Source organism: Azospirillum terrae, from assembly GCF_053470425.1.
In genome coordinates this window covers 102,214-126,141 of sequence record NZ_JBPXMR010000010.1, presented here as the reverse complement: position 1 = coordinate 126,141, position 23,928 = coordinate 102,214, and the positions used below count along the sequence as shown (strand labels likewise).

Here is a 23,928-nt window from a genome sequence, read left to right as displayed (position 1 = left end):
GGCTCTACGCGAGATGCTCGCCGGCAAACCCGCCGCTCACGTGCCAACTTGGCGCGAAAGCTGACGCAATCGCCTTAACCGCGCCCGGCGATCCGGCGTTTCATCGCCTGGATGCGCCGGGCGAGGGCGCCCTGCCCGGCTCCCGCGCGCCAGCGCTGGAGCGCCGCCCGGCTGCGCCGCACCAGCGCCGGGATGCCGGTCCGCTCGAAGCCGGTGTGGATCACCTCGTGCACCCAGGTGACGAAGGCGTAGCAGCGGGCGAACCAGCGGATCGACAGCAGCTTCTCCCGCCCGACCACGAACAGCCGCGCGGCGTAGGCCGTGCCCGTCACCTTGGCGCCGATCAGCACGCCCAGGCCTCCGGCCACATGGCCGGAGGTCATCAGCCACAGCGCCGCCAGCTTCACCGGGAACAGAGCCACCACCGGCACGGTGAACAGCGCCAGCAGCGTCCAGCGGTCACGGCCCGCCACCCACGCCTCGATCCGCGCGATGGGTGCCCAGCGGGCGATCCGGGCGACCAGCGCCTGGAGTTGGTCCCAGAACAGTTCCTCAAACAGCACGACGACCGCGGCCAGCGCCAGCAGAGGCGCCAACAGCGCGCGCCGCAACCGGCGGTGCCGTAGTATCGGGGCGGGCCGCGCGGCGGCTGAGCTCGTCGTCTGGCTCATGGCCGTCAGTCGTTGAGGAACGGGTTGTACAGGCGCTCCTCGCCGATGGTGGACATCGGGCCGTGTCCGGGGATGAAGGCGGTGTCGTCGCCCAGCGGGAACAGCTTCTCGCGAATCGCGCGGATCAGGTCGCCGTGGTTGCCCTTGGGGAAGTCGGTGCGGCCGATGGAGCCGGCGAACAGCACGTCGCCCACCACCACCAGCTTCGACGGCCCGTGGTGGAACACCACGTGGCCCGGCGTGTGGCCGGGGCAGTGGTAGACGCTCAGCGTCTCGTTGCCGACGGTGACGGTGTCGCCGTCCTCCAGCCAGCGGTCGGGCGTGAAGACCGGCGTCGGCGGGAAGCCGAACATCTGGCTTTGCTGCGGCATGCCCTCGATCCAGAAAAGGTCGTCGCGCTGCGGCCCCTCGATGGGCACGCCGAGGCGGTCGGCGAGCGGCTTGACGCCGCCGGCATGGTCGATGTGCCCGTGCGTCACCAGGATCTTCTCGATGGTCACGCCGTGCGTCGCCGCCGCACGGACGATGCGGTCGAGATCACCGCCGGGATCGACGACGGCTCCCTTCATGGTCGTCTCGCACCAGAGGAGGCTGCAATTCTGTTCGAAAGGCGTCACCGGAACGATGGCGTACTTCATGCCGATCCCTTGCCAAGAAAGCCGTGAACCACGCCCGAACCTTAGGGCGCCCCCGGTCCGCCGACAAGCGCCGTTGGAGAGCAATCTGTAATGGCGTCCATGGGGTTCTGTCGGGTTGGCGGGCGCGCCCTGCCGCGGCAGGTTTCCGCTTTCCGGCCACGCTCATCACTCCAGAGCAGGCCGAGCTTCGGACCGCACAATCCGGTGCCCCTTTTCTCGGGGGAAGCTCGCTGTCCGCTAGATCCAGTAGCGCGGATAGACACGGCCGTGACGCAGATTGTTGACCAGCAGCCCCATGCCGACCAGCAACAAGGCTCCGGTCAGCACCGAGGCGACGAGGGGCACGCCCTCGACCCCAACGGTCGGTGCAAGCAGTGGCACCGCACCCGCGGGCGCGTGCAGCGTCCGGGTTACCTGCATGACGGCGATGGCGGTGGCGACCGCGCAGGCGCCGACCCACGGCCCGCTGCCGAGCCACAGCGCCGCCCCCGCCCCCACCAGCGCCGACACCAGATAGCCGCCGACGACGCTGCGCGGCTGCGCCAGCGGGCTGTCGGACATGGCGAAAATCAGCACGCAGGTGGCTCCCAGCGGCGCCACCAGCAGCGGCAGCTTGCTGAAGACGGAGATGCCGGTAATCGCCCCGATCCCGGCGCTGCTGCCGACCCAGGACCACGCCACGTCCCGCAAGGGCGGTCGGGCCGGCGACCGCTCCTCTCCCTTCATTCTACGAAGGTAGATCCCGAGCCGCCTCATGGCGTCCGCACCCAGCCGAGCATCCCGGCAGCACAGGCCAGCAGCAGCAGGGCGACGACGAACCCGGCCTCCGGGGACCGAGCGTCCTCCGGATGCCAATCGAGCACGGCGCCGGTCACATGCGGCTCATGCGGAAGATGGCGATGAACATGATGGCGACGCCGACCTCAGCGATGGTCGGCAGCCAGACAGGGTGGAACACGATCGCCAACGGCATGATCAGCAGGAGGACGAGCGCCGGGAAGACGATGAAGGGGTGGTCGAAGCGGCGTCCGGTTGCCTCCGCCTCCTCGGCGGGCGTGTCGGCGCGGCACACGGCTTCCATGGATTGAACGGACATTCCTTCGGTCCTTCCTGGTCGGAAATCACACATCGCCGGCACCGTGGCCACCGCCTAGCGCAAGCGCGGCGGAGAATAAGCCGCGTCGAAACTTGACGAAAACGAATTCATTCGATAGATGAAATCGATATTTTCTATAAAAAGGCCGTGCGCCGCATGGATCTCGACCTCGCCCGCACCTTCTTGGAGGTGGTCACGTCCGGCAGCTTCATCGCCGCGGCGGAGCGGCTGCACGTCACCCAATCGACGGTGAGCACGCGCATCCGCCAGCTGGAGGAGTTGCTGGGCTGCCGCCTTTTCGTGCGCAACAAGACCGGCGCCAGCCTCACTCCAACCGGCATGCAGTTCCAGCGCCACGCCATCGCCTTGGTGCGCATCTGGGAACGCGCCCGGCAGGAAGCCGCCCTGCCCGCCGGCCACCGCGCCCTGCTGCGCATCGGCAGCGAGGCCGGCCTGTGGAACCGCCTGCTGCACCGCTGGATCCCGTGGATGCGGCACAACGCCCCCGACATCGCGCTACGCTGTGAGGTCGGACTGGCGTCCAACCTGATCGCTGCGGTGCAGGAGGGCACGCTGGACCTTGCCGTCGCCTACACGGCTCGCAGCGCGCCGGGGCTGCGCGTCCAGCTCCTGTGCGAGGAGGAGATGGTGCTGCTGAGCGTCGAGGGGCAGGACAGCGGGGCCGGCGACTACGTCCATATCGACTGGGGCGACGATTTCCGCCGTCAGTACCAGCTCCACAATGTCGAGGCTCCGATGCCGCCGCTGTCCATCGCGATGGGCACGCTGGGCCTCGACTACCTGGTCCAGTGCGGCGGGACCGGGCATTTCCCCAAGGCGCTGGCCGAGCCGCTGGTCGAGGCCGGCTCGGCCCGCATATTGGAGGAGGTGCGCCCTTACCGGCTGCCCATCTACGCCATCCATCCCACGGATGCGGATGCCGGTGTGCTGGAGGCCGCCTTCTCCGGCCTGCGCGTGCGTGTCGCAGGGATGGAGCTGGGGGAGTAGCCAGAGGGGCGAGAGAGATATCCGGCCGCAACCCGGGAAGGAGTTGGAATGGCGGCGCATTTGGGAAATCGCAAGGTCATCTATGCGGCGCTGGCCGGCAACCTTCTGGTGGCCCTGACCAAATTCGCAACGGCGATCTACACCGGCAGCTCCGCGATGCTGAGCGAGGGAGTCCACTCCCTCGTCGACACCGGCAACCAGGGCCTGCTGCTGTACGGCATGCGCCGCGCCGCCCAGCCGCCGGACGACGCCTACCCGCTGGGGCATGGCCGGGAGCTGTATTTCTGGAGCTTCATCGTCGCGTTGCTGGTGTTCGCCCTGGGCGCGGGCGTTTCCATGTATGAGGGCATCTCCCACATCCGCAACCCCGTCCACATCACCAACCCGCTGGCCAATTACATCGTGCTTGGGCTGGCGATGCTGTTCGAGGGCGCCTCCTGGCGGGTGGCGTACAAGGCCCTTCGGGCTGTGAAGGGCAGCCGAGGCTGGTTCCAGACAGTGCGGGAGAGCAAGGACCCGACCACCTTCACCGTGCTGTTCGAGGACAGCGCGGCGCTGCTTGGCCTGTTCATCGCCCTCCTGGGAACGGTCGGCGCCGAGATCCTCGGCAATCCGATGCTGGACGGTGCGGCCTCGATCGCCATCGGCTTGGTGCTGGCCGTCACGGCGACGCTGCTGGCGCGCGAGACCAAGGGGCTGCTCATGGGTGAAGCGGCGCGCCCCGAGTTGCGCCGGGCGCTGGAAGCCATCGCGGCGTCGCACCCCGGCGTCGATCACGCGCGCACTCAGTTGACGGTGCATCTCGCGCCGCATCAGGTGGTGGGCATCGTCGGCGTGGACTTCTCCGACACGCTTACGTCGTCCCAGGTGGAAAGTGCGGCCGAGGCGATCGAGCGGCGTGTGCGGGAGGCCCATCCGGAGATGGTGATGGTGATCGTACGCCCCAGCTACGGCACGCGATTTGTGCCGGAGGTGGTGGAGACGAAAGCAGAAGGGATCTTTGCAAGGACATGCAGCGTTGAGCGGGCGCGGGAAAACGACCCGTCTCGAAGACCTGGAGGAGATGTGTGATGAAAGAGCTGCGCTTTGCGACTGTTGCGATGCTGGGCTTGGTCCTGGCTTTCCCTGTCATGGCCCAATCGCCGTCAACCAGCCCGTCGACCAGCAAGAATTCGACGGCAACGGCTCCGCCGCCCAGCAACGCTCCTGCCGCGAAACCGGGCGCCACTTCGGCAAATCAGAACTCTGGCTCAACGACGTCGTCCCCTTCGGCCAACACGTCGGCAGGCACGACCAGGAGCGCGCTTATCGACCTGAATTCGGCCTCCAAGGAGCAATTGGACACGCTGCCCGGCATCGGCGAGGCTCGCGCGGATGCGATCATCAAGAACCGGCCCTACAAGAGCAAGGATGAGCTCATTACCAAGAAGATCGTTCCCCAGAACGTTTACAATGACATAAAAGACAAAGTTGCCGCCGTTCAAATGAAGAAATAACGACCGCTCATGAAGCGACGCTTTCGTGCCGGACCCGCCTGATTTAACGGCGGGTCCGGCGCCTTCACCCAGATCGTCGGATCACCGCGTCGTCGCGACCGGAAAACCGCGCTCCGCGCGGCCTGCATGCACCGACATCCTCGAACACCAGATCTTCGGTGAGCCGAAGTCATGTTACCGTTTGTTACAATTATTTCCGAGAGATGGCTTCCAGCGGGCGGAATAAGGGCCAGCAGCGGGCGTTCGTGTACTTGAGCGTACGAAGCACCGTTGACAGAGGCTGAAGTCATGAAATTCGTCCGAACAACGATCATCCTGATCTGCGGCGTCCTCGCACTGGGCGGGTGTGCGGTCTACGAGCCTTACCCTGCCTATCCGGGGCCGGTGGTGGTTGGTCCGGCGCCGGTCTACGGGGGCGTCGGCGTCTACGGTGGGCGCGGCTGGGGATGGGGGCATCGCCACTTCCGCTAGCGCGGACGGCGCCGAAGGCTCTATTCATCCATTCATAAGCCGCCATGCGCCGACAGCAGGAGAGGACACATGAAAGCCCATGCACTCTGCGGAGGTTTCGCTCTCGCGGTGATTCTCGGCATCGCCGTCCCGGCTTACGCTCAGGGCTGGCACGAGCACAGGGGCGAGCATCGGGGCGACGAGCGGCGGATCGAAGAGCACCGGCGCGAGGAGCACTTCCGCGATCGTGACATTGCGCGTTTCCGTGAGCATGACCTGGACCGCTGGCGCGGTGGCCGCTGGTACCACGGCCACCACGACGGGCGCCGGGGTTGGTGGTGGATCGTCGGCGGTGTCTGGTACTTCTACCCGGTGCCGGTCTATCCGTACCCCGATCCGTATCTGCCGCCGGTGGCTCCGCCGCCGCCGCAGCCCTCCTATTATTATTGCCCGAGTCCGCCGGGCTATTACCCTTACGTGCCGGAATGCCCGACCGGATGGCGGGCCGTCCCGGCTCGCTGAAGCACGCGGTTCGGTCTATCCGCCCAGGATCACCCCGCGGCACCGGCACCGGTAAAAAGTGGACCGAGCAGGCTGGAGCGGTGGAATTCGTCGCACAGCGCCTCCAGCGCCGGGCGGCTCGCCGCAACCTCGCGGGCGCCGTAACAGCGCGACAGGTCGCCGACGATCCGATCCAGCCCGTGCCCGCGCAGCAACCCGTCGAGCACCGCCAGCGACACCGCGTCGAGTTGCAGGCCGACGCGCTGTTCCGCCGCCAGGGCTCCGATGGTCCGAACGATGCGGGCGACCGGGTCCTCGCCCGGATGGCGGGCGTTCATCATCGCCAGGATGGCGTCGCGGTGCGGCAGATTGAGCAACAGCGCCATCAGGTAGCGGTGATCCGCGTCGGTGATCGCGGCACGGCGCGCGGCGATGTTGGCCTCCCGCCGCAACTCCGTCAGGCAGGGCAGCGTGTCGCGCACCCACGCTCCGGTGCGCCGGGCGGCGGTGTCGGCAAGGTCGGCCAGCGTCGCCGCATCCAGCACCGGGGCGACGGCCTCCAACGTGCGCAGCGTGAGCCAGGGATGGCCGCTTGCCAGCGCCGTTCGGGCAAATTCGGGCAGGCGCAGGTGCTTTTGCGCGGCCAGCATGACCAGCAGGCGCGTCTGCGTGGCGAACGGTTCCGGCTTGTGGAAGGGATCGATGCCGAACCACGGCTTCATATAGCTGAATTGCGGTCCACTGGCGTCATCGTCGGTGCGCACCACGACGCTGACCGAGGGGTGGTGCAGATGGAACAGGGCGTGGATCAACCCCGCACCGCTGCGGATTTCGCGGATGTCGCCCTGTTTCAGCAACTCCGCACCGCCAAACCGCACGGCGCCGCGGACGATGTGCGGGTCGATGCGCTCGGCCAGATCGAAGTCGTAGCGGCTGTGCAGACTCGACCCGGCGAACACCTGAAAAGCACCGGAGAAGTTGTGCTGGTGGATGTCGGTGGTGGCGTCCATCCACGTCAGCACCTCGATGTAGAAGCCGGGGCCGACATAGAGGTTCAACGGCGGCTGCCCGAAGGCGGACCCGAACTGCACGGGCCAGCGCGGATCGGCAAGCACATCCTGGATGATGTCCTCATGGGTCAAGCGGCTGTGCAGCGCGTGATCGGCAAGTGCTGCGGCGGCGATGGCCGGGAAGGCGGCGCGGTCGAAGCGCTTCGCCGACCAGCGTTGGAGCACGTCGTCGCCGAGTTTTGTAAAGGCTTCCATGGGGCGTCCTTCGGTTGAGGCGGGCGCGGGCGAGGAGAACACGCCCCATCGTACCGGCGCTGTGTCGGCACTCACAAAACGCGGGAAGGAGCGTTCACCGGCTCGCCCGTATCGCCTCCGGCAGAAGGCTCGGTGAAATGTGGGCTGGCTAACATCGGGGGCTTCTCACCCCTCCTAAGCTCTGGTCGTCGCGTCGAACAGGACGTGACCGGCCCGGCAAGACGCCGGTTCGAACCCAGCAAACGGAGAGTGTGATGAAGTCGAAGGAAGCCAAACCCGTCCGCATTGAAATCGAGGACCTGGAAACCGTCGTCGGCGGCGCCGACTTGCGCTCCGGCGCGCTCTCGGGCGGGATCGCCATCCGCCCTCTCGGGGAAACCACGATCAGCCCGCTCATTCCCAAGCTCGGCGAACCGCGCATGGAGCAGACGGTGATGTGCGGCGGCAGCCCCAAGCCGCCGGGTGGGCCGAAGCTCCCCATCGCTCGGAACCTGTTCCGGTTGCGCTGACCGGGACGCGTCCCCCGCGGGAGCCGGTCCGTCATGAGCCGGCTCCCGCTGTCTCCCAACCGCCTGATGAGGGACCAATGGCCAGCCGCCAGATCGGCGAGACCATCCTGCTCAGTCTCGCCTACAGCGACGACACGCCCTACGGCAGCATGATCTCGGGACGGATGGAAGCGACGCTGTGCGACCGCGCCGCTCGCGTGCTCGACCGCGTGCCGCGGCCGTTTTCCCACGGCGATCTTTGGGCGGCACTGGCGGCGCCCGAGGGCTTCGGCGACTGCTACGACACGGCGACCCGGCTGAAGCCGGACCTGTTGTATCCCGACCCGGCCCTGGTGGTGCCGACGGCGCTGTCGGTCTCCGACGCCGCCACCGAGCGCCGGGCCACGGTGGCGCTGCCGCCCGGTCTGGTCCCCGAGCTGGCCGCCTGGATCTCCGAGTGGCAAGTCGCGGCGCAGCCGCCGCGCACCGGTCCGGCCCGCGCCCTGTTCGACCGGCTGGAGGCCGCCGGCGCCTTCACGCCGGTCACCGCCGAGGCCCCCGTTCCCGACGCGCCGCTGACCTTCGTCGGACACGCCACCGTCCTGGTCAATTCCGGGCGCACCCGCATCCTCGTCGATCCGTTCCTGCTGCCCGGCGACCCGGCGCACGCCCGTGGCTACCGGCCGATGCCGCAGACCCGCTGGCCGGTGGACGCCATCCTGATCACCCATTCCCATCCCGACCATTTCCATCCCGGCACCCTGCTGCGCTTCGCCCCCGACACCCGCATCCTGGTGCCGGAGGTGGCGCGCGAGTCGGCCCTGTCCATCGCCATGGCGGCGCGGCTGCGCGAACTCGGCTTCCGCCGGGTCGAAACCCTGGGGTGGCACGCCCAGACCATGATCGGCGATTGCCGCGTCACCGCCCTGCCCTTCCACGGCGAGCAGCCGTCAGCCGCCGAAGTGCTGCATCCCGAGGTCCGCAACGCCGGCAACCTCTACCTCGTCGAGGCGGGCGGGCGGCGTTATGCCTTCGCCGCCGACGCCGGGCGCGACGCCCTCGGCGACACCCGCGCGGTGGCGCAGGCGGCGTGCCTAACCCATGGCCCCGCCAATGTCGTCTTCTGCGGTTACCGCAACTGGGCGGTCTACCCCGCGCAGTTGGTCGGCAGCTCGGTCACGCGGTACGCCCTGTTCGTGCCTCCGTCGCTGCGCTCGGTGCGCCAGTCGCTGATGAACGGCCCGGACGAGGCGCTCGACGTCGCCGAGTGCTGGGGTGCGCGCCACCTCGTCGGCTATGCCGATGGTGGCGCCCCGTGGTACTGGCGGCAGGGGCTTGGACCGGTGCTCGACGGCTCGGCCCCGGCCGGCGACCCGCACACCGATCCGCTGCCAGAGACGCTCGTCGCCGCCGCGGCGCGGCGCTCGACGTGGCAAGACGAGCCGGTACCGTCGCCGGTTTCGGTGTTGACGCTGCGGCCGGGCGACGGGTTGCGCCTCGACGGTTCCGTCCCCGCCATCGAGCGCCGGCCCGACCATGCGTGGCCCTACGCGGCCGGGGTGGCGACCAGCGGCGAGGAGTTGCTGCTGGCGCGCAAGAAGGTGTTGCTGCGCATCCTCGCCCCCTATGCCCTCGACGCTCTCGGGCTGGCGGTGGCGCCCGAGGCGGCGCAACGGCTGGCCGACCAGCTTCGCACGCTGTATGGCCTGGAGCGGGCCGACAGCATGCGCGCGTGGCTGTCCGAGCACGGCCTCGCCGACACGGCCTTCGCCGAGCTGATGTGGGACTGGGCTCGCGGTCTGGCGCTCGAATCCCACTTCGCCGCGGAGATCGAGCGGCGCCTGCCCACGCAGCTGGCCCTTCAGGCCATGCCGGCGGAGGTGCAGCCATGACCGCGCCTCACGAACTGGCGCCGCGGGTCGTGGTGCGCGCCGCGCTGTGGCCCATCGAAACCCTGTGCGGCTTGAGCGATCCCGCCCTGGCGGACGCCGCCCGCGGTGCCGTCACCGACGAGGCATTCGCCGGCCTGCATGCCGAGGCGATGCGCCGCCAGCAGCGGCGGCTCGCCACTGCCACCATCGACGATCCGGGATTTGCCGCCGCCCTGGCGCTGGCCAACCCGACCGCCTATCGCCGCCTCGCGGCCCGGCCGATGACGCCCGACCGCGACAAGCGCAGCCGCCAGACCGAGCGCACCCTTTACCGCTATCTGGCCCGTGCGGTGTGGCGAACCACCCCCTACGGATTGTGGGCGGGAACGGCGCTCGCCGCCTGGGGGACGCACACCGCCATAGTGCCCGTGCCCGGCCGTCGCTGCGTCACCCCCGACCTCGCCGCCTTCGCGGCGCTGTTCGCCGCGCTGACAAGCCGCCCGGCCTACGCCATGCGGGGGCGCTTCAAACTCAACCCAACCCTGCGGCGGGGCGGGACGCCGCAACCCCACTGGTATTTCCAGCAGGGGAACGTCTGGCGCGCCGCCAGGGGCACCCCGGCGCTCGATGCCGCCATCGCCGCCTTGGCGGACGGACGGCCGCGCCGCTTCGCCGAATGCGCCCGGCTGGCCGGAGCCGCCTGCTGCCGCGGCTTGCTGGACGCCGGCCTGCTGGTCGGCGGCGTGACCTTTCCGCGCCGGTTCGCCACCGTATGGGAGGCGTTGAAGCGGGCCGGCGACCAGTTGGCCGAACCGGAACGCGGTGCCTGGCGCCGGATGGTCGCCGAAACCCGGCGGATCTGCCGCGCGGTGGACGGCGACGCCTCCGCCCCCACGATCCTGACCGCGCAGGAGCGGCTTCTCGATGGACTGCGGGGCATGGCCCGACAGTTCGGGGTGCCGGAGCCGGCCGCCGCGGGGTTGCGTTGCGACGCCGCCCTTCCCTTCCGCGTTACCCTGGGGACCGATTGGCGCCGTCGACTCACCGACGCGCTGGCCGACGCCGAGCGGTTCGAGGCCGGACAGTCGGTCACCGCCATGGCCGCCCGGCTCTACGCGCGGCGCCGGCTGGAGGGCGGCGAGGCCCAGCCTCCCTCGCCCGGCGCGGACTGGCGCGACCTGCTCGCCGCGGCGGGGGCGGACCATGATGCGCTCGCCCGCATCGAGCACCTCGAACACGCTCTCGGCGGTGACGGCCGGCTCGATGCGCCGCCCGCCGCCTCTTTCGTTTCGTCCGCCGCCGCCGGGACGCTGATGCTGCGGCTGGGCGCCGGCGAGGCCGCCATCGCCGGGTCGAGCGCCGAGCCGGCCCTGGCGTTCGGCCGTTTCACCGGCCTGTTCGGCACCACCGGCGGCTGGCGGGCGCTGGTTGCCTGGGCCGCCCGCACGGTGACGGAGACGGCCCAGGCGCGCGGCGCACAGGCGTGCGAACTGGTGCCGCCGAAGGGCACGGTCCACAACACCCTGGCGCGGCCGCAACTCGGCCGGTTGCCGGTCCTCGACTACTGGGGCGTCGAGCCCGACCAGTTGCCCTGCCGCCATCTGGTTCCCACCCCGGACACCGCCGACGGCCAGATGGTGGTCGCCACCGAAGACGGCAGCCGGCTGGTGGTGTCGCTGTTCTCGGTGCTCGATCTCGGCGGCGGCGACCCGGCCAGCGAGGCGCTGCTGTTCAGCTCCGGCCGCGTCCATGTCCCCGGTTTGGCCGAGGAACTGGTGCCGTTCCCATCCGAGCGCACCGGCGGGCGCGTCTCGCCGGCCCTCCGCCTGTCCGGCGGCACCGCCGTGCGGCCGTCCCGCCTGCATCTGCGCGGCGAGGAGTTGACCGCCCTGCTGGTCGGCTCGGCGGCGAGCCGCTTTCGCGCGTGGCAGCGCCTGGCCGCCCGCCACCACCTGCCCGAGCTGGTGGTCCTCACCCCGGCCGAGGACGCACCGATCCTGATCCACCGCGACAGCCCGCTGGCCTTCGACGCGGCGCTGAAGGGCTGCGGACCCGACTTGCCGCTGCTGGTGCTGACCCTGCCCGCCGATGGCTTCCTCCTCACCGATGCGAAAGGACGACGCTATGCCACCGAGATCGGACTGCCCTGGCGTGCCGCTGCCGGCGTTGCGCCGGCAGGACTGGCTGCAGTTCAACGCCGCGCCGGCGGCGGGGGCTGAGATGGTGGTGCTGGCGATGTTCGGCGAAACGGCCGAGTTCCTGCGCGCCGAGGGCGCCGCCAGCCTGTGGTTCTGGCAGTGCAAGGAACCCGGCTTGCGCCTGCGCATCCTCCCGCGCCGCGGCCTGCGCGATCTGGTCGTCGCGGCCATGGTCGCGCGGCTGCGGTCCCTGCGCCGCGACGGCGGCGTGGAGTGCTGGTTTGCCAGCCGCTACGAGCCGGAGATCCATGCGCTGGGCGGGCCTGTGACCGCAGCGGCCTTCCACCGCCACGCCGCCGCCGATGCCCGCCTGCACGCGCTGGCCGCGCCGGCCCTGCACGGGCGCCTGTGGTCGCCGACGGTGCTCAGCCTCGCCCTGCTCGACGACCTGTTCGCCCGTGCCCTTCCCGACAACCCCGAGGAGGTCTGGGACGTCTGGTGCCATCTGGCCGAGATGCATGGCCAGCCGCCGACACCGGCGGCCTCGCCGCTGCACCCGCCGTCGCTGGCCCGGCTCGCCAGCCTCTGCCCGCGCGACGCCGAGGGCGACCGGCTGCGCCGCGGCCTGGCCGGGATGGCCCGCGCCAACGCGGCGCTTGCCAGCGCGCTCGGGCGCGCCTGGAGCGGCGGCCGGCTGCAAGGCGGACAGCGGCGCTTCCTCGCAATCGTCGCGCTGTTCCACTGGAACCGCCTACGCCTGGGCCAGGCCGAACGCCGGCACCTGCTCGCCGGCATGACCGCCCGCCCGGCGCTGTTCGACCGCCCCCTTCTCCGCGCAGCCACCCCTTAGCCCCCGTCAAGGAGCACCGCCATGGACCCATTCACCCGCCTCGGCGACGACATCCAGGACCGCTGGACCGCCGCCCGCAACGACCTCGACCGCTTCCCCGCCATCGCCGCCGCGGCGCTGCGCGACCACGCGCTGCACCAGCGCGCCGGCTTCGACGATCTGGCGCGATGGACCCTGTCGGCGACGCGGTGGCTGCCGCAGACCCCCGGTCAGGTCGGCCAGCCGCCGGTCCCCGTCTACATGGGCTCGGGCTTCACCATCACCGCGCTGACGTGGCTGGACGCCACCACCGAGATCCATCAGCACGGCTTTTCCGGCGCCTTCCAGGTGTTCGCCGGCTCCAGCCTGCACAGCCGCTACGACTTCGAGCAGCGGGAAAAGATCGACGCCCGCCTGCTGGTCGGCGAGATCCGCTGCCGCGACAGCGAACTGCTGCGCACCGGCGACGTGCGCGAGATCGGCAGCGGCCGGGCGCTGATCCATTCGCTGTTCCACCTCGACCACCCCTCGGTCAGCATCGTCGTGCAGAGCGTCGATGAGCCGGTCGGGCCGCAGTTCACCTACCACAAGCCGTTCATCGCCATCGACCCGTTCCACGAGCCGCAGCCGCAGGTCACCCAGCTGCGCATGTTGCAGACCCTGTGCGACCTCGCCCATCCCGAGCTGGCCGGGTTCTTCGAGCTGGCGCTCGCGCGCTCCGACGCCTGGGGCGCCTTCCGCATCCTCGAACTGGCCGGCGCGCGCTGCACCCCAGAACTGACCGAGCGCCTGATCGCCGCGGCGCGGCATCGCCACGGCGACTGGATCGACCTGGTGCCGGCCTGCCTGACCGAGCGGCGGCGGATCGAGAACATCACCCTGCGCCGCGCCCGCACCACCGACCCGGAGGAGCGCTTCCTCCTCGCCCTGCTGCTCAACCTGCCCGACCGCGCCGCCATCCTCGACACCATGCGCCTGCGCTTTCCTGCGCGCGAGCCGGTGACGGCGCTGGTGGAGATCGTCGGGCGCATGTCGCAGGCCGGCAGCATCGGCATGGACTTCAACGAGGTGTCGCTGGCGGTCCTGGAGCGGCTGCTGCACGGCGACGGCGACGACGCGGTGCTCGCCGCGCTGGCGCACCGCCATGGCGAGGCGGCGGTGCGGGCGCAGGAGAGCGGGCTGCGCGCGCTGCTCGACGAACTGCGGGCCTCGGTGATGCTCGCCCCGCTGTTCGCCGATAAGGAGGCGAGGCGATGAGCTTCCCCGGCCCGGACATCGCCGAGACCGTGGCCGCCGCGTTCGAGGCCGACCGCCTGCCCACCGAGGTGCTGCGCACCTGCCCGCCCTCGTTGTGGCTGCCGATGGCTGTGGTCGCCGTCCTGGTGCTGACCGGCGGCGCCATGGCCGCAGGAAATGGGCTCGGCAGCCTCGCCCCGCACGTGCTGGCCCCCCATGCCGTGGCAGCGCCCTCCTGCCAGACCGGAGGCACGGCGCCATGATCGCCCGGACGCGACGGGTGGAGCCGATGTTGCAGACCGAACTGTCGGATTGCGGCGCCGCCTGTCTGGCCATGGTGCTGCGTCATCACGGCTGCGCGATGCCCCTCGACGACGTGCGGGAGGCCTGCGGGGGTGGACGCGACGGCCTGTCGGCAGCGGCGCTGGCCCGTGCCGCGCGGGCGTTGGGGCTGGAGGTCGAGGCCTTCCGCGTCGACGCCGCCGGCCTGTCCGGATTGCCGATGCCGGCGGTGGCGCATTGGCGCGGCTCCCATTTCGTCGTCGTCGAGCGAGTGAGCCGGCGCGGCGCCGTCCTTGTCGATCCGCGCCGGGGCCGGATCGAGATTGACGGCGACGAGCTGGCCCGCAACTTCGGCGGCGTCGCGTTGACCTTCCACCCCACCCCGGCGTTGATCCGGCGCCGACCGCGCCACACCGCCCACGCCCACATCGGCCGCGCCCTGCGCGGCACCGGCCACACCCTGCCGGTGATGGTGGCGGCCCTCCTGATGATCGAGGCGCTGACGCTGGTGCCGCTGGTCGGTCTCAACCTCGTGGTGGACCGGGTGGTCGCTGCCGGCGACCGGCTGATGCTGAGCGTCATCGCCGCCGGGCTGGCCGCGGCGGTGCTGGCCCAGGCGGCGCTGCGGCTGGGGCGCGACCTGATGCTGCACCGCCTGATCTTCGCGCTCGACATCGGCCTGACCGGCGCCTCGGTCCGCCATCTGCTCGGGCTGCCAGCTCTGTTCTTCGCCCGGCGCAGCCCCGGCGACCTGATGCAGCGCCTGCAAGCCAACACCGAGCTGCGCGCGCTGGTGCTGCAACTGGCCGAGGCCGCGCTCGACGGCGTGCTGGTGCTGGCCTATGGGGCGGTGATGCTGGTCCTCGACCTGCGGCTCGGCACCATCGTCCTCGGCGCCAGCCTGCTGCGGCTGGCCCTGCCCTGGCTGGGGCTGGAGCGTCGGCGGCGCCTCGCGGAGGCGGAGCTGGCCGCCCATGCCGGCGAGGTCAACGCGCTGATCGACGCCGTCGCCGCCCCGGAAACGGTCAAGGCGCTGGGCTTGGAGGCGCGCATGGGCCTGCGCCATGCCGACCGCATGGCGGTGCGTCTCAACATCGGATTGCGGGCCGGCGCGCTGGAGCAGCGGCTGGGCGGCGCCATTCAGCTGTTCGACCTCGCCACCTCGCTGCTGTTCCTGGGGGCCGGCGGCGTGGCGGCGATGGCGGGCGAATCCTCACCGGGAACGCTGGTGTCGTTGCTCGGCGCCCAGAGCCTGCTGTCCAAACCGCTGGCCTCGCTTGCCGGCCTGGGCGAGCGCCTGACCGCCGCGCGGGCGGCGATGGCACGCCTCGACGACGTGCTCGCCGCCAAGCCCGAGCCCAGCGGCGGCGTGGTGCTGCCCGGCCTGCGCGGGGCCATTTCCGCCCGTGACCTGAGCTTCGCCTACGACGGGACAAGCGAGCCGGTGTGCCGCGGCGTCACCCTGGACATCGCCGCCGGTGAGACGGTGGCGATCCTCGGCCGCTCGGGCAGCGGCAAGTCGACGCTGGGCCGCCTGCTGGTGGGGCTGCTGCCGCCCAGCGCCGGTATGGTGACCATCGACGGGGTGGCGATGGCGGATCTCGACCGTGCCGCCTTGCGCCGGCGGTTGGGCGTGGTGCCGCAGGAGACGGTGCTTTTCAACGCCAGCCTGCGCGACAACCTGCTGCGCTTCCTTCCCGACGAACACCACGACGGCCAGGCCGACACCCCGGCTGACACCGAGGCGCGGTTGGCCGAAGCCTGCCGCCTCGCCTGCCTGGACGAGGTCGTGGCCCACCTGCCCGCCAGGCTGGACACCACCATTGGCGAGAACGGCTGCCTGCTGTCCGGCGGGCAGCGGCAGCGCTTGGCACTGGCCCGCGTGCTGCTGCGCCGCCCGCGCATCCTGCTGCTCGACGAATCGACCAGCGCCCTCGACCCGGACATCGAGCGGCGGGTCGCCGCCAACCTCGCCAGCCTCGGCTGCACCCGCATCGTCATCGCCCATCGGCCGTCCGCCCTGCGCGGCGCCAACCGGGTGCTGACGATGGCGCGCGGCCGCATCGCGGAGACCTGTCCATGACCGCCACCCTCCTCGCCCGCCGCCTGCTGGCCGAACTGACGGGCGACGCCGCCGCCGACCTGTCCGCCGCGGGTGGCCCCGAGACGCTGGCCGCGGCGCTGCGCGAGCACGGGCTCGGCGCTCGCGCCCTGCGCCCGGCGGCCCGAGACTGGCGGCATCTGTCCACGCCCTGTCTGGTGCTGAACGGAGCGGATGAAGCCCGGATCCTGCGCCGGGTCCGCCGCGGGACGGCGGAGCTGGAAGACGGGGACGGCACGCGGACCCGCGTCGCCGTCACCACGCTGGCCGCCCAGGGCATGACGGTCATCGAGGCATCACGGCCGCTGCCGCCCGGAGCGAACCTTCCCGTCCGCCTGCTGCGCGCCCTGGTCGGCGAGCGGCGGCTGGGGCTGCAACTGGCCGGACTCTGCCTGCTGGTCCAGGCCGGCAGCGTGGCGGTGCCGCTGGTCACCGGCGGCCTCATCGACCGGCTGATGCCCGGCGCCCAGCCGGACGCGCTGGTGCTGGTCGTCGCCGGTCTGGCGGTGATTCAGTTGCACCTGCTGGCGCTCGATGCCTGCCGCGAGTGGGTGGCCCGCCTCCTCGGCGCCAAGCTCGAGGCCAGGGTGCTGGGTGCCTCGTTCTCCCACATTCTGGCCAAGCCCCTGGCGGCGCTGCTGGGCCGCGACCTGGGCGGGCTGCTGCAACCGCTGGCCTCGGCCGACACCCTGAACCGCACCGTCCTCCAGACGGCGAGCGGCTTCGTCCTCGACGCCGCCATGCTCGCCGCCGCCCTGGCCGGACTGGCGGCAACACCGTCGGGACTGGCGCTGCCCTTGGCTGGGTTCGGCATCCTGCTTTTGTCGGCCTGCGCGCTGCTCGCCACCCGCCACGCCGCCTTGCAGCGCGCCGAAATCGCCGCGGCCGAAGAGCAGACCGGCGCCTTGTACGAACTGACCGCAGCGGCACCGACGCTGGTGGCTTGCGGTGCCGGGCCGAAGGGCTTCGCCGCTTGGATCCGGCGGCTGGTCGATCAGGAGACCGCGGTGCTGCGCCGCCAGCGGTGCGCCTTGTGGCTGGATCTTCTGCTCGACGGCGGCTATGGCGCGGCGCGGGCGGCGGTGCTGGTGTGGGCGGCGGCACGCTGTCTGGACGGAGCGATGAGCCTGGGCGGCCTGTTCGCCGCCGTGATGATGGCCGACCGGGTGATGAAGGCGGTGCTCGGCTTCGCCCATGGCCTGCTCGCGGTTTCGGGAGCGGCGGTCCATCTCGGCCGGGTCGAGGAGATTTTCGGCGATGCCCCGCGGCCGACCCCGCGCCGCCCACTGCCGCGCCGCAGCGGCGGTCCGGCCATCGAGGCCGCGGGGCTGTGGTTCCGCTACGGCCCGGACCTGCCGTGGATACTGACCGGCCGGGACTTGCGGGTGGAATGGGGATCGGTGGTGCAGCTCGATGGCCGTTCGGGGAGCGGCAAGACCACCCTGCTGCGTATTCTCGCCGGGTTGCAGCAGCCCGAACGGGGCGAGGTGTCGGTCTGCGGCCTCGACCCCGAGGCGGCGCGTCAGGCGGTTTATTACCTGCCCCAAAACACCCGGCTGTTCGAGGGCACCATCCGCTCGAACCTCGAACTGCTGTCCGGCGTGCCCCTATCGGAAGCCATGGCCGCCGCGCGCCGAACCGGCCTGTTCGCCCTGATCGAGCGCCTGCCGATGGGGCTCGACACGCCATTGCCTCCCGGTGGCGGCAACCTGTCGGGGGGCCAGCGCCAGTTGATCGCCCTGACCGCCGCCTTCGCCTCCAGCCGGCCGATCCTGCTGCTTGACGAGGCACTGGCCAACATCGACCGCGCCACCCAGGCCGAACTGTGGAAAACGGATCTGTTGCGCGGGAGGACGGTGGTGATGGTCAACCATGACGCGGTGCTGCCACCGGATTCGACGGGGTCATGCAACAAAGTCGAACAAGGCAACGCCGCACGATAGCCGGCACCTTGACTGCATTGGGACACTGCTGGCGTGGCGGCGACGGCTCGTGGTCCCGGCACCTCGCGTGCTGCACAGCGACCGGCACGCCGGTTGACAGTACCGTCAACATGACTCATCGTGCGCGGTATTCCGGAAAGGAGGATCCCGTGGCGCACGACATGAGCGGCGAGGAGCTGCGCAGCTACCGCGAACAGCGCGGCATGAACCAGCAGGAGTTGGTCTCCTGGCTCAACCAACGGCTGAACCGGCGCTACGACCGGGCCAAGATTTCCCGCTGGGAGACCGGTGCGGAGCGCATTCCGCAAACCGTCGCCGCGACGCTGAAGGACGCGACCGAGCCGGTGGGCATCCCGGCGGCGCACGCCGTGCGCCACGCGCCGGTGGTGTTCTGCGCGGCCAACCAGAAGGGCGGCGTGGCCAAGACGACGACCTGCGTCAACGTCGCGTGGCTCCTGGCCAGACAGGGGCGGCGGGTGCTGCTGATCGATTGCGACCCGCAGGCCAACGCCACCGTCCATTTGGGCATCGACCCGCACGAGCAGGAGCTGGCAAAGGCGACGCTGACCCACGCGCTGCGCTCCACCCGGCCGATGCGCGAGTTCGTGACGCCGGTGTGCGGCGGCGTGTTCGACCTCCTCCCCTCCTCCATCTCGCTGGCGGCGGCCGATCGTGAGCTGCTGCGCCAGCCGAACGGCACCCTGATCCTGCGGGCGAAGATCGCGCAGTTGGCCGGGCATTATGATTACGTGGTGCTGGACTGCCCGCCGCATCTGGGAGAGCTGACGGTGTCGGTGCTGAACGCGGCCGATCAGCTGCTCATCCCGACACAGACGGAGATGCTGTCGATGATGGGCATCCCGCAGCTGTTCGAGACCATCGCGGGCGTGCGCGAGCTGGTGAACCCGCGGCTCGAGGTGCTGGGCATCCTGCCGACCATGTTCAGCCCGCGCCGGCTCCAGGACGAGCAGGTGATGAACGAGCTGCGCGAGTTGGCAGCGGCCGAGAATCTGCGGCTTTTCTCGCCGGTGCGGCGCGCCGCCGACTACACCAAGAGCGTCATGGCCGGGCGGCCGGGGCTCGCCATCAACCCGAACTCCGCAGGGGCAGAGAGCTATGCGGAAATCGCGTCCGCACTGCTGAATCTCGCCAGGGAAGGGGTGCGCCATGGCGCGTAAGTTCGACACCTCCAACGCCGGGCTGTTCAAGCGGGCGGTCAGCCGCACTGGATCGGGCGGCGGCGGCAACGCCGCGCTGTTCGGGCTGAGCGCCAAGATGCGCTACCGCGAGATCCCGCTTATCCAGATCGAGCCGGACCCCGATCAGCCGCGCCGCAACGCGCAGGATGCCGATGTCGGGACACTCGCCGCTTCCGTCGAGCAGAAGGGGCTGTTGCAGCCCATCAACGTTCGGGAAGTCGCGGCCGACCGCTTCCGCATCGTCGCCGGCGAGCGGCGTTACTGGGCGTTCCGCCAACTGGACCGCGAGACGATCCCGGCGCTGATCCTCGACACCGACGATGCCCAGGCCCTGGCGCTGATCGAGAACGTGCAGCGCATCGACCTGCATCCGGTGGACCTCGCCCGCTCGCTGGAGCGGCTGATTTCCGACAAGGGACTGACGCAGGAGCAGGCCGCCGCCCTGATTGGCAAATCGCAGGAGTATGTGGCCCGCCTGCTGGGTATCCTGCGGCTGCCGGCGGACATTCTGAACGAGGCGCCGGAACACGCGCAGGTGTCGGTCTCGCTGCTGATGGAACTGGCTGAACTGACCGACCCGAAGGCGCAGCGCGCCCTGTGGGCGAGCGTACGAGCTGGCGCCGGGCTGACGGTGAAGGCGGTGCGCGAGGCCAAGCAGCAGCACAAGGCTGCGCCCTCCTCTGGCCACAGCGTGGCCTCGTTCCGCCCGGTGCTCAAGGCCCTGCACAACGGCGTCGCCAAAGTGCGCGACCTGAGCCATGGCGGCGCCAAGCTCGGCGACGAGGAACGCCGGGCTCTCCTGGCGCTGCGCGCCGACATCGACGCCCTGCTCGACCACTGAGCCTATTAGACGTCTAATCGCGACGGCGGATTCCCTTCGACGATTAGACGTCTAATAACCCCCTCGACCGGCGCTCAGCAACACGTCAACCCGCCGCCGCAAGCCCTATTCCCAGCCCGTCACCTGCAACGCCAACACATTCCAGGACCCCGCGGCGCTCAGCCCGCTGATGCTCTGCGACGCGCCGACCTCGCAGAGGATGGATCCGAGCCTGCCCGCCACCATGACGCCGGCGCTGATCCAGGAGAGCTTAGGCACCGTCTCCTGGCAGAGCTTCGTCGCGCTGAACTGGTCGGCCGGCGGCGCGACCATCGGCAAGAACGCGAGCCCCGGCGGCGACGCCCCGGCGGTCCGGCAGGGCTGGGCCGACGCCTTCACCCTGATGACGCCCAACCCACCGGCCTGGGGAACCACCGCGCCGCTGCCGGCGGCGTGCAAGCGCGTGGGGCAGGGGCCGCTGCTGTTCATGGTCGGCAAGACGCCGGACTTGCTGACCGCCTCGACCCAGCCCTTCGACAGCGGCCCGCTGATTGACCAGAACGGCCGCTACACGCGCTTTCAGATCCTGGTCAACAAGCCGATGTACGACTTCATCATCGGCAACCGGCTGAACACCAAAGAGGGGTAGGCCGCCTACAAGCCGACCGTCACCCCGCCGAACTCCACCGTGCCGACCATGACCTTCCCCGGCAGCTTCCAACAGACGCCGATCACCAAGGGCACTCCAGGCGCCGCTGGCCGGAACGGTGTGGGCGAACTATGAGCCATCGGTACCCAGTGGCCGACCCAGCCCGACAACCAAGGCAGCCCTACCGGCTATCCGTTCCCGCTGTTCCTGGCCAACACCACCAGAGAAACCTACACGCAGGACACGGTGCCGCAGAGCAGCTCGACCTGCATCGGCTGCCACAACAACGCCGTCGATACGGCCGGCCGCCCGTCGGACTTCACCTATATCCTCTCGCTGGCCGGCAAGAAATCTTCCCCCGCCCATGCCCCCTGACCGACACCGGAGCGACCCTCGCCATGAGCGTTTCCAACACCGCGTCCGACATGGACACTTTCGTCGCGCTGTCCGCCATCCTGACCGGCGTCGCGCAGAGCATCATCGCCCCCTCCTTCGACACCTTCAACCTCAAGGTGCAGGTCTACGCCGCAGCCCGTACGGTGAGGGCGAGGCGGAGATCGGCGTGTCGGCCGACGCCGCCGATCAGGCCTTCCTGGGCATCACCTTCCCGCCCGGCTACGAATACCCAATGCCGGCGCTGCCCGACACACTGGTGGACCAATATGTGGCCGCGGGCGTAGACGGGCTGAAAGTGGACGGACAGACGGTGAACGTCACCGTCACCCCGGCCGGCTGCAACTCCCGCTCCTACCAGCACCGCCGGGCGTGCGGCGGCAACACCAACGGCATTCCGATCTGCCCGATCCAGGCCAAGTACGATCCCAGCATCAACGGCCTCTACACGCGCCAGTTCCGCATGGCCTTCCTGGTCGAACAGCCCCTGCCGCGGCCACAGATCGCCTGTTCCCTGTCCGACTACACCAAGGGCGGCTTCGAATCGGCCCGGCGCACCGCCGACCGGCTGTTCGAGGCGATGGGGACGGAGCAGGCAACGGACAAGACTCCGGCCGCCAGCCCCACCACCTTCACCTACAACGGCCAGAGCGACCAGTACTACGGCGCCGGCCACGTGGTGGGCACCTGTCGGATGGGCGCCGACCCAGCGGATTCCGTGGTCGGCCCCGACCTGCGGAGCTGGGATCACGACAATCTGTACATCCTCGGCAGCAGCACCTTCCCCACCGTCGCCACCGCCAACCCGACCTTGACCATCGCCGCCCTGACATTGCGTGCGGCCGAAGGGATCAAGGCCCGGCTGGCGGGGTAGGGGAGCGCTCTCCGGATCCGGCGGGGGTGGCTTTAGGGCCGCCTATTCGTCGAGCAATTCGTCGATCTGCCGACGCAGCGCGCTCAACTCGGCGCGCTGCTCGTCGGTGATTCCGCCGCGATACCCCTGCACGTCGGTTGCCTGCTTGCGGGCCAGCCGCACGGTGGTGAAGAACAGCGACAGCGCGGTGGGCTCGGGCGGCGGAGTGCGCGCCTTGCGGGTGCGGGCGGCCTTCACCGTGCCCTCGCCGGCCTTGACGCGCTGCCACAGCGCCATCTGTTCGGCCTCGTCCTTGACCCAGGCGATCTCGACCAGCACCGAGCGTGAGACCTCCCTATGCGACGTCGCATACTCGCGCTTGATGAGGTCGGGCAGGGCGTTGAGGCGCAGCGTGTGGCTGACGTAGCTCTGGCTCTTGCCGACGATGCCGCCCAGTTCCTCCTGGGTGTAGCCGTGCCGCTCCATCAGGCGGCCCAACGCCATAGCCAACTCCAGCGCGTCCAGATCGACGCGCTGCACGTTCTCCACCAGCGCCAGCTCGTCGGCGTCGCCCGAGGTGATGATGGCGAAGATGGTGTCGCGGCCCAGCATCTCATGGGCGCGGAAGCGGCGCTCGCCGGCCACCAGCATGAAGCCGCTCTGCCCGGCCTCCTGCACCAGGATCGGTTGCTTGAGGCCGTAGCGCTGGATGGACTCGGCCAGCGCTTCCATCTCGTCGGGGTCGAAGTGCTTGCGCGGCTGCTCCGGGTTGCGGGAGATCCGCGTCAGGTCGACCTCGACCAGCTTGGGAAAGTCGGCGCTGGTGCCGAACAGCGCGTCCTTCGCCTGCGTCTCCACGGCGCCGCGGAACATGCCGAAGTTGCGGGTCTTATCAGGCTTCGCCATGACCAATCAGTTCCCTTGCCAAGTCCACATAGCCCTGTACGCCAGGCGTGTCGGGCAGCACTTCCAGCGTCGGCTTGCCGGCGGCTGCCGACTGCCCGTATCCGGTCGAGCGGTTGATCGGCGCGAAGATCCGGGTCTTACCCCCCAAGCTCTCGCGCAGTTCCTTCAGCGTCTCGTTGTCCTGCGTGTAGCGCGGATTGAACATGGTGGGCAGGATGCCGAGCACGGTGAGCTGCGTGTTGCCGCGCCGGCGGATCTTCTCCACCGTGTCCAGCAACAGCGGGATGCCCATGATGTCGAGGAACTCGGTCTTGACCGGGATGATCACCCGATCGGCCGCCGACAGCGCGTTGACCGTCAGCAGCGACAGGTTGGGCGGACAGTCGATGACCACGTAATCGTAGCTGGTGCGAACCCCCTCGATCTTCTCGCGCAGCACCGACGAGGCGAAGGGCTCCGCCATCAATTCGGTGTCCGCCGCCGCCAGCGTGATCGAGGACGGCACCAGATCGAAGATTCCGGGGAGGACGATTCCGCCCAGCTCCTGGTCCTTCAAGAGCGCGTAATAGATGGTGGCCTTGCGCTGCTCCAACGCTCGCGGGTCTTGGCCGAGGAAGATGGTGGCGCTGGCCTGCGGGTCAGCGTCGATCAGCAGCACCTTCTCGCCCTCACGAGCCAGCGCGTAGGCGAGGTTGACCGCCGTCGTCGTCTTGCCAACCCCACCCTTCTGGTTCGCCACCGCCACGGTGACCGCCCGCCTAACGCGCGGCTGCGGCTTGGGCGAGCCCTCGGAACCGGTCTTGATGAACAGCTCGACGCGCGGCGGGATGCGCTCCGCCCCGCTTTCCCAGCGGCTGATGCGCGCGCGGTCGTAACGCCGGCCGAGTTGCTCGTTCAGCCACGCCGCGAACTCCTGTTGGGTGACGCCGCGCGCTTCCCGAATCGCTTGCAAATCCTCGCCGGTCATGGAGTCCCCTCGGCCCGCTACCTCTTCCGGGCGACCGTGCCTCTGTTGACAGTGGATGTCAACAGCGTGTTGACGCGGCATCGTGATATGCGACGTCGCATGGAGGGCGTCACCGGTTAGGTTGATAC

At 70.0% G+C, this 23,928-nt stretch carries 25 protein-coding genes; 18 read left to right on the top strand and 7 right to left on the bottom strand.

Annotated features, from left to right (window positions below; genetic code table 11):
* Positions 1-74 precede the first annotated feature (74 nt).
* From ACSVDD_RS22380 to ACSVDD_RS22365, 4 genes are all read right to left on the bottom strand, one after another.
* Positions 75-671 (bottom strand): hypothetical protein, encoded by a 597-nt coding sequence (locus ACSVDD_RS22380; protein WP_448191613.1) that lies wholly within the window; start codon positions 669-671, stop codon positions 75-77.
* A gap of 5 nt (positions 672-676) precedes the next feature.
* Positions 677-1,309, bottom strand: a complete 633-nt coding sequence (locus tag ACSVDD_RS22375; protein WP_448191612.1) for an MBL fold metallo-hydrolase — start codon at positions 1,307-1,309, stop codon at positions 677-679.
* A gap of 237 nt (positions 1,310-1,546) precedes the next feature.
* Positions 1,547-2,035, bottom strand: coding sequence for an HPP family protein (locus ACSVDD_RS22370; protein WP_448191611.1), 489 nt, complete (start codon positions 2,033-2,035; stop codon positions 1,547-1,549).
* A 145-nt stretch (positions 2,036-2,180) separates the two neighbouring features.
* Positions 2,181-2,405: a hypothetical protein gene (locus ACSVDD_RS22365; protein ID WP_448191610.1), complete on the bottom strand. Its 225-nt coding sequence runs from the start codon at positions 2,403-2,405 to the stop codon at positions 2,181-2,183.
* A gap of 156 nt (positions 2,406-2,561) precedes the next feature.
* On the opposite strand from ACSVDD_RS22365, the gene ACSVDD_RS22360 reads away from it, so the two are divergent.
* From ACSVDD_RS22360 to ACSVDD_RS22340, 5 genes are all read left to right on the top strand, one after another.
* Positions 2,562-3,413: a LysR family transcriptional regulator gene (locus tag ACSVDD_RS22360; protein WP_448191609.1), complete on the top strand. Its 852-nt coding sequence runs from the start codon at positions 2,562-2,564 to the stop codon at positions 3,411-3,413.
* A 48-nt stretch (positions 3,414-3,461) separates the two neighbouring features.
* Positions 3,462-4,484, top strand: coding sequence for a cation diffusion facilitator family transporter (locus ACSVDD_RS22355; RefSeq protein ID WP_448191608.1), 1,023 nt, complete (start codon positions 3,462-3,464; stop codon positions 4,482-4,484).
* Positions 4,484-4,909: a ComEA family DNA-binding protein gene (locus ACSVDD_RS22350; protein ID WP_448191607.1), complete on the top strand. Its 426-nt coding sequence runs from the start codon at positions 4,484-4,486 to the stop codon at positions 4,907-4,909. The genes ACSVDD_RS22355 and ACSVDD_RS22350 overlap by 1 nt, the downstream gene beginning before the upstream one ends.
* 288 nt (positions 4,910-5,197) lie before the next feature.
* The gene (locus ACSVDD_RS22345; RefSeq protein WP_448191606.1) at positions 5,198-5,380 is read left to right on the top strand and encodes a hypothetical protein; all 183 of its coding nucleotides are present in this window, start codon (positions 5,198-5,200) and stop codon (positions 5,378-5,380) included.
* Positions 5,381-5,449: 69 nt separating this feature from the next.
* The gene (locus ACSVDD_RS22340; protein ID WP_448191605.1) at positions 5,450-5,881 is read left to right on the top strand and encodes a hypothetical protein; all 432 of its coding nucleotides are present in this window, start codon (positions 5,450-5,452) and stop codon (positions 5,879-5,881) included.
* A gap of 29 nt (positions 5,882-5,910) precedes the next feature.
* On the opposite strand, the gene ACSVDD_RS22335 is transcribed toward ACSVDD_RS22340, so the two are convergent.
* Complete coding sequence (locus ACSVDD_RS22335; protein WP_448191604.1) at positions 5,911-7,125, bottom strand: hypothetical protein; 1,215 nt, start codon at positions 7,123-7,125, stop codon at positions 5,911-5,913.
* Between the two features lie 254 nt (positions 7,126-7,379).
* On the opposite strand from ACSVDD_RS22335, the gene ACSVDD_RS22330 reads away from it, so the two are divergent.
* The 13 genes from ACSVDD_RS22330 to ACSVDD_RS22270 all read left to right on the top strand — a co-directional run bounded on the left by ACSVDD_RS22330 (position 7,380) and on the right by ACSVDD_RS22270 (position 21,948).
* Entirely contained in the window at positions 7,380-7,634 is a 255-nt protein-coding gene (locus tag ACSVDD_RS22330; protein ID WP_448191603.1) for a hypothetical protein, read from the top strand.
* Between the two features lie 77 nt (positions 7,635-7,711).
* A complete protein-coding gene (locus tag ACSVDD_RS22325) occupies positions 7,712-9,505 on the top strand; it encodes an MBL fold metallo-hydrolase (protein WP_448191602.1) in 1,794 nt (597 codons plus the stop codon).
* Complete coding sequence (locus ACSVDD_RS22320) at positions 9,502-11,703, top strand: lantibiotic dehydratase (RefSeq protein ID WP_448191601.1); 2,202 nt, start codon at positions 9,502-9,504, stop codon at positions 11,701-11,703. Before ACSVDD_RS22325 ends, ACSVDD_RS22320 begins: the two co-directional genes overlap by 4 nt.
* The gene (locus ACSVDD_RS22315; protein ID WP_448191600.1) at positions 11,609-12,472 is read left to right on the top strand and encodes a thiopeptide-type bacteriocin biosynthesis protein; all 864 of its coding nucleotides are present in this window, start codon (positions 11,609-11,611) and stop codon (positions 12,470-12,472) included. Before ACSVDD_RS22320 ends, ACSVDD_RS22315 begins: the two co-directional genes overlap by 95 nt.
* Before the next feature lie 21 nt (positions 12,473-12,493).
* A complete protein-coding gene (locus ACSVDD_RS22310) occupies positions 12,494-13,708 on the top strand; it encodes a cupin domain-containing protein (protein WP_448191599.1) in 1,215 nt (404 codons plus the stop codon).
* A complete protein-coding gene (locus tag ACSVDD_RS22305; protein ID WP_448191598.1) occupies positions 13,705-13,950 on the top strand; it encodes a hypothetical protein in 246 nt (81 codons plus the stop codon). The genes ACSVDD_RS22310 and ACSVDD_RS22305 overlap by 4 nt, the downstream gene beginning before the upstream one ends.
* Positions 13,947-16,052, top strand: coding sequence for a peptidase domain-containing ABC transporter (locus ACSVDD_RS22300; RefSeq protein ID WP_448191597.1), 2,106 nt, complete (start codon positions 13,947-13,949; stop codon positions 16,050-16,052). Before ACSVDD_RS22305 ends, ACSVDD_RS22300 begins: the two co-directional genes overlap by 4 nt.
* A complete protein-coding gene (locus ACSVDD_RS22295) occupies positions 16,049-18,013 on the top strand; it encodes an ATP-binding cassette domain-containing protein (protein WP_448191596.1) in 1,965 nt (654 codons plus the stop codon). Before ACSVDD_RS22300 ends, ACSVDD_RS22295 begins: the two co-directional genes overlap by 4 nt.
* A 149-nt stretch (positions 18,014-18,162) precedes the next feature.
* Positions 18,163-19,191 (top strand): AAA family ATPase, encoded by a 1,029-nt coding sequence (locus ACSVDD_RS22290; protein WP_448191595.1) that lies wholly within the window; start codon positions 18,163-18,165, stop codon positions 19,189-19,191.
* On the top strand, positions 19,181-20,053 hold the full coding sequence (locus tag ACSVDD_RS22285; RefSeq protein WP_448191594.1) for a ParB/RepB/Spo0J family partition protein: 873 nt from the start codon (positions 19,181-19,183) through the stop codon (positions 20,051-20,053). The genes ACSVDD_RS22290 and ACSVDD_RS22285 overlap by 11 nt, the downstream gene beginning before the upstream one ends.
* Positions 20,054-20,252: 199 nt before the next feature.
* Positions 20,253-20,681 (top strand): hypothetical protein, encoded by a 429-nt coding sequence (locus tag ACSVDD_RS22280; protein ID WP_448191593.1) that lies wholly within the window; start codon positions 20,253-20,255, stop codon positions 20,679-20,681.
* A gap of 246 nt (positions 20,682-20,927) precedes the next feature.
* Positions 20,928-21,056 carry a hypothetical protein gene (locus tag ACSVDD_RS22275; protein ID WP_448191592.1) on the top strand — a complete coding sequence of 43 codons (129 nt, stop codon included), beginning with the start codon at positions 20,928-20,930 and terminating at the stop codon, positions 21,054-21,056.
* A gap of 187 nt (positions 21,057-21,243) precedes the next feature.
* On the top strand, positions 21,244-21,948 hold the full coding sequence (locus ACSVDD_RS22270; RefSeq protein WP_448191591.1) for a GMC family oxidoreductase: 705 nt from the start codon (positions 21,244-21,246) through the stop codon (positions 21,946-21,948).
* Between the two features lie 42 nt (positions 21,949-21,990).
* On the opposite strand, the gene ACSVDD_RS22265 is transcribed toward ACSVDD_RS22270, so the two are convergent.
* Both ACSVDD_RS22265 and ACSVDD_RS22260 read right to left on the bottom strand, forming a co-directional pair.
* The gene (locus ACSVDD_RS22265) at positions 21,991-22,833 is read right to left on the bottom strand and encodes a ParB/RepB/Spo0J family partition protein (protein ID WP_448191590.1); all 843 of its coding nucleotides are present in this window, start codon (positions 22,831-22,833) and stop codon (positions 21,991-21,993) included.
* Positions 22,820-23,800, bottom strand: coding sequence for an AAA family ATPase (locus tag ACSVDD_RS22260; protein ID WP_448191589.1), 981 nt, complete (start codon positions 23,798-23,800; stop codon positions 22,820-22,822). The genes ACSVDD_RS22265 and ACSVDD_RS22260 overlap by 14 nt, the downstream gene beginning before the upstream one ends.
* Positions 23,801-23,928: the final 128 nt, after the last annotated feature.

Excerpts from the sequence above, each read along its gene's own strand:
- ACSVDD_RS22285 (WP_448191594.1), top strand. The coding sequence starts at position 19,181 with ATGGCGCGTAAGTTCGACACCTCCAACGCCGGGCTGTTCAAGCGGGCG.
- ACSVDD_RS22350 (WP_448191607.1), top strand. The coding sequence starts at position 4,484 with ATGAAAGAGCTGCGCTTTGCGACTGTTGCGATGCTGGGCTTGGTCCTG.
- ACSVDD_RS22355 (WP_448191608.1), top strand. The coding sequence starts at position 3,462 with ATGGCGGCGCATTTGGGAAATCGCAAGGTCATCTATGCGGCGCTGGCC.
- ACSVDD_RS22310 (WP_448191599.1), top strand. The coding sequence starts at position 12,494 with ATGGACCCATTCACCCGCCTCGGCGACGACATCCAGGACCGCTGGACC.
- ACSVDD_RS22265 (WP_448191590.1), bottom strand. The coding sequence starts at position 22,833 with ATGGCGAAGCCTGATAAGACCCGCAACTTCGGCATGTTCCGCGGCGCC.
- ACSVDD_RS22380 (WP_448191613.1), bottom strand. The coding sequence starts at position 671 with ATGAGCCAGACGACGAGCTCAGCCGCCGCGCGGCCCGCCCCGATACTA.
- ACSVDD_RS22335 (WP_448191604.1), bottom strand. The coding sequence starts at position 7,125 with ATGGAAGCCTTTACAAAACTCGGCGACGACGTGCTCCAACGCTGGTCG.
- ACSVDD_RS22320 (WP_448191601.1), top strand. The coding sequence starts at position 9,502 with ATGACCGCGCCTCACGAACTGGCGCCGCGGGTCGTGGTGCGCGCCGCG.
- ACSVDD_RS22360 (WP_448191609.1), top strand. The coding sequence starts at position 2,562 with ATGGATCTCGACCTCGCCCGCACCTTCTTGGAGGTGGTCACGTCCGGC.
- ACSVDD_RS22375 (WP_448191612.1), bottom strand. The coding sequence starts at position 1,309 with ATGAAGTACGCCATCGTTCCGGTGACGCCTTTCGAACAGAATTGCAGC.
- ACSVDD_RS22365 (WP_448191610.1), bottom strand. The coding sequence starts at position 2,405 with ATGTCCGTTCAATCCATGGAAGCCGTGTGCCGCGCCGACACGCCCGCC.
- ACSVDD_RS22315 (WP_448191600.1), top strand. The coding sequence starts at position 11,609 with ATGCCACCGAGATCGGACTGCCCTGGCGTGCCGCTGCCGGCGTTGCGC.
- ACSVDD_RS22260 (WP_448191589.1), bottom strand. The coding sequence starts at position 23,800 with ATGACCGGCGAGGATTTGCAAGCGATTCGGGAAGCGCGCGGCGTCACC.
- ACSVDD_RS22295 (WP_448191596.1), top strand. The coding sequence starts at position 16,049 with ATGACCGCCACCCTCCTCGCCCGCCGCCTGCTGGCCGAACTGACGGGC.
- ACSVDD_RS22340 (WP_448191605.1), top strand. The coding sequence starts at position 5,450 with ATGAAAGCCCATGCACTCTGCGGAGGTTTCGCTCTCGCGGTGATTCTC.
- ACSVDD_RS22280 (WP_448191593.1), top strand. The coding sequence starts at position 20,253 with ATGGATCCGAGCCTGCCCGCCACCATGACGCCGGCGCTGATCCAGGAG.
- ACSVDD_RS22370 (WP_448191611.1), bottom strand. The coding sequence starts at position 2,035 with ATGAAGGGAGAGGAGCGGTCGCCGGCCCGACCGCCCTTGCGGGACGTG.
- ACSVDD_RS22345 (WP_448191606.1), top strand. The coding sequence starts at position 5,198 with ATGAAATTCGTCCGAACAACGATCATCCTGATCTGCGGCGTCCTCGCA.
- ACSVDD_RS22305 (WP_448191598.1), top strand. The coding sequence starts at position 13,705 with ATGAGCTTCCCCGGCCCGGACATCGCCGAGACCGTGGCCGCCGCGTTC.
- ACSVDD_RS22300 (WP_448191597.1), top strand. The coding sequence starts at position 13,947 with ATGATCGCCCGGACGCGACGGGTGGAGCCGATGTTGCAGACCGAACTG.
- ACSVDD_RS22330 (WP_448191603.1), top strand. The coding sequence starts at position 7,380 with ATGAAGTCGAAGGAAGCCAAACCCGTCCGCATTGAAATCGAGGACCTG.
- ACSVDD_RS22325 (WP_448191602.1), top strand. The coding sequence starts at position 7,712 with ATGGCCAGCCGCCAGATCGGCGAGACCATCCTGCTCAGTCTCGCCTAC.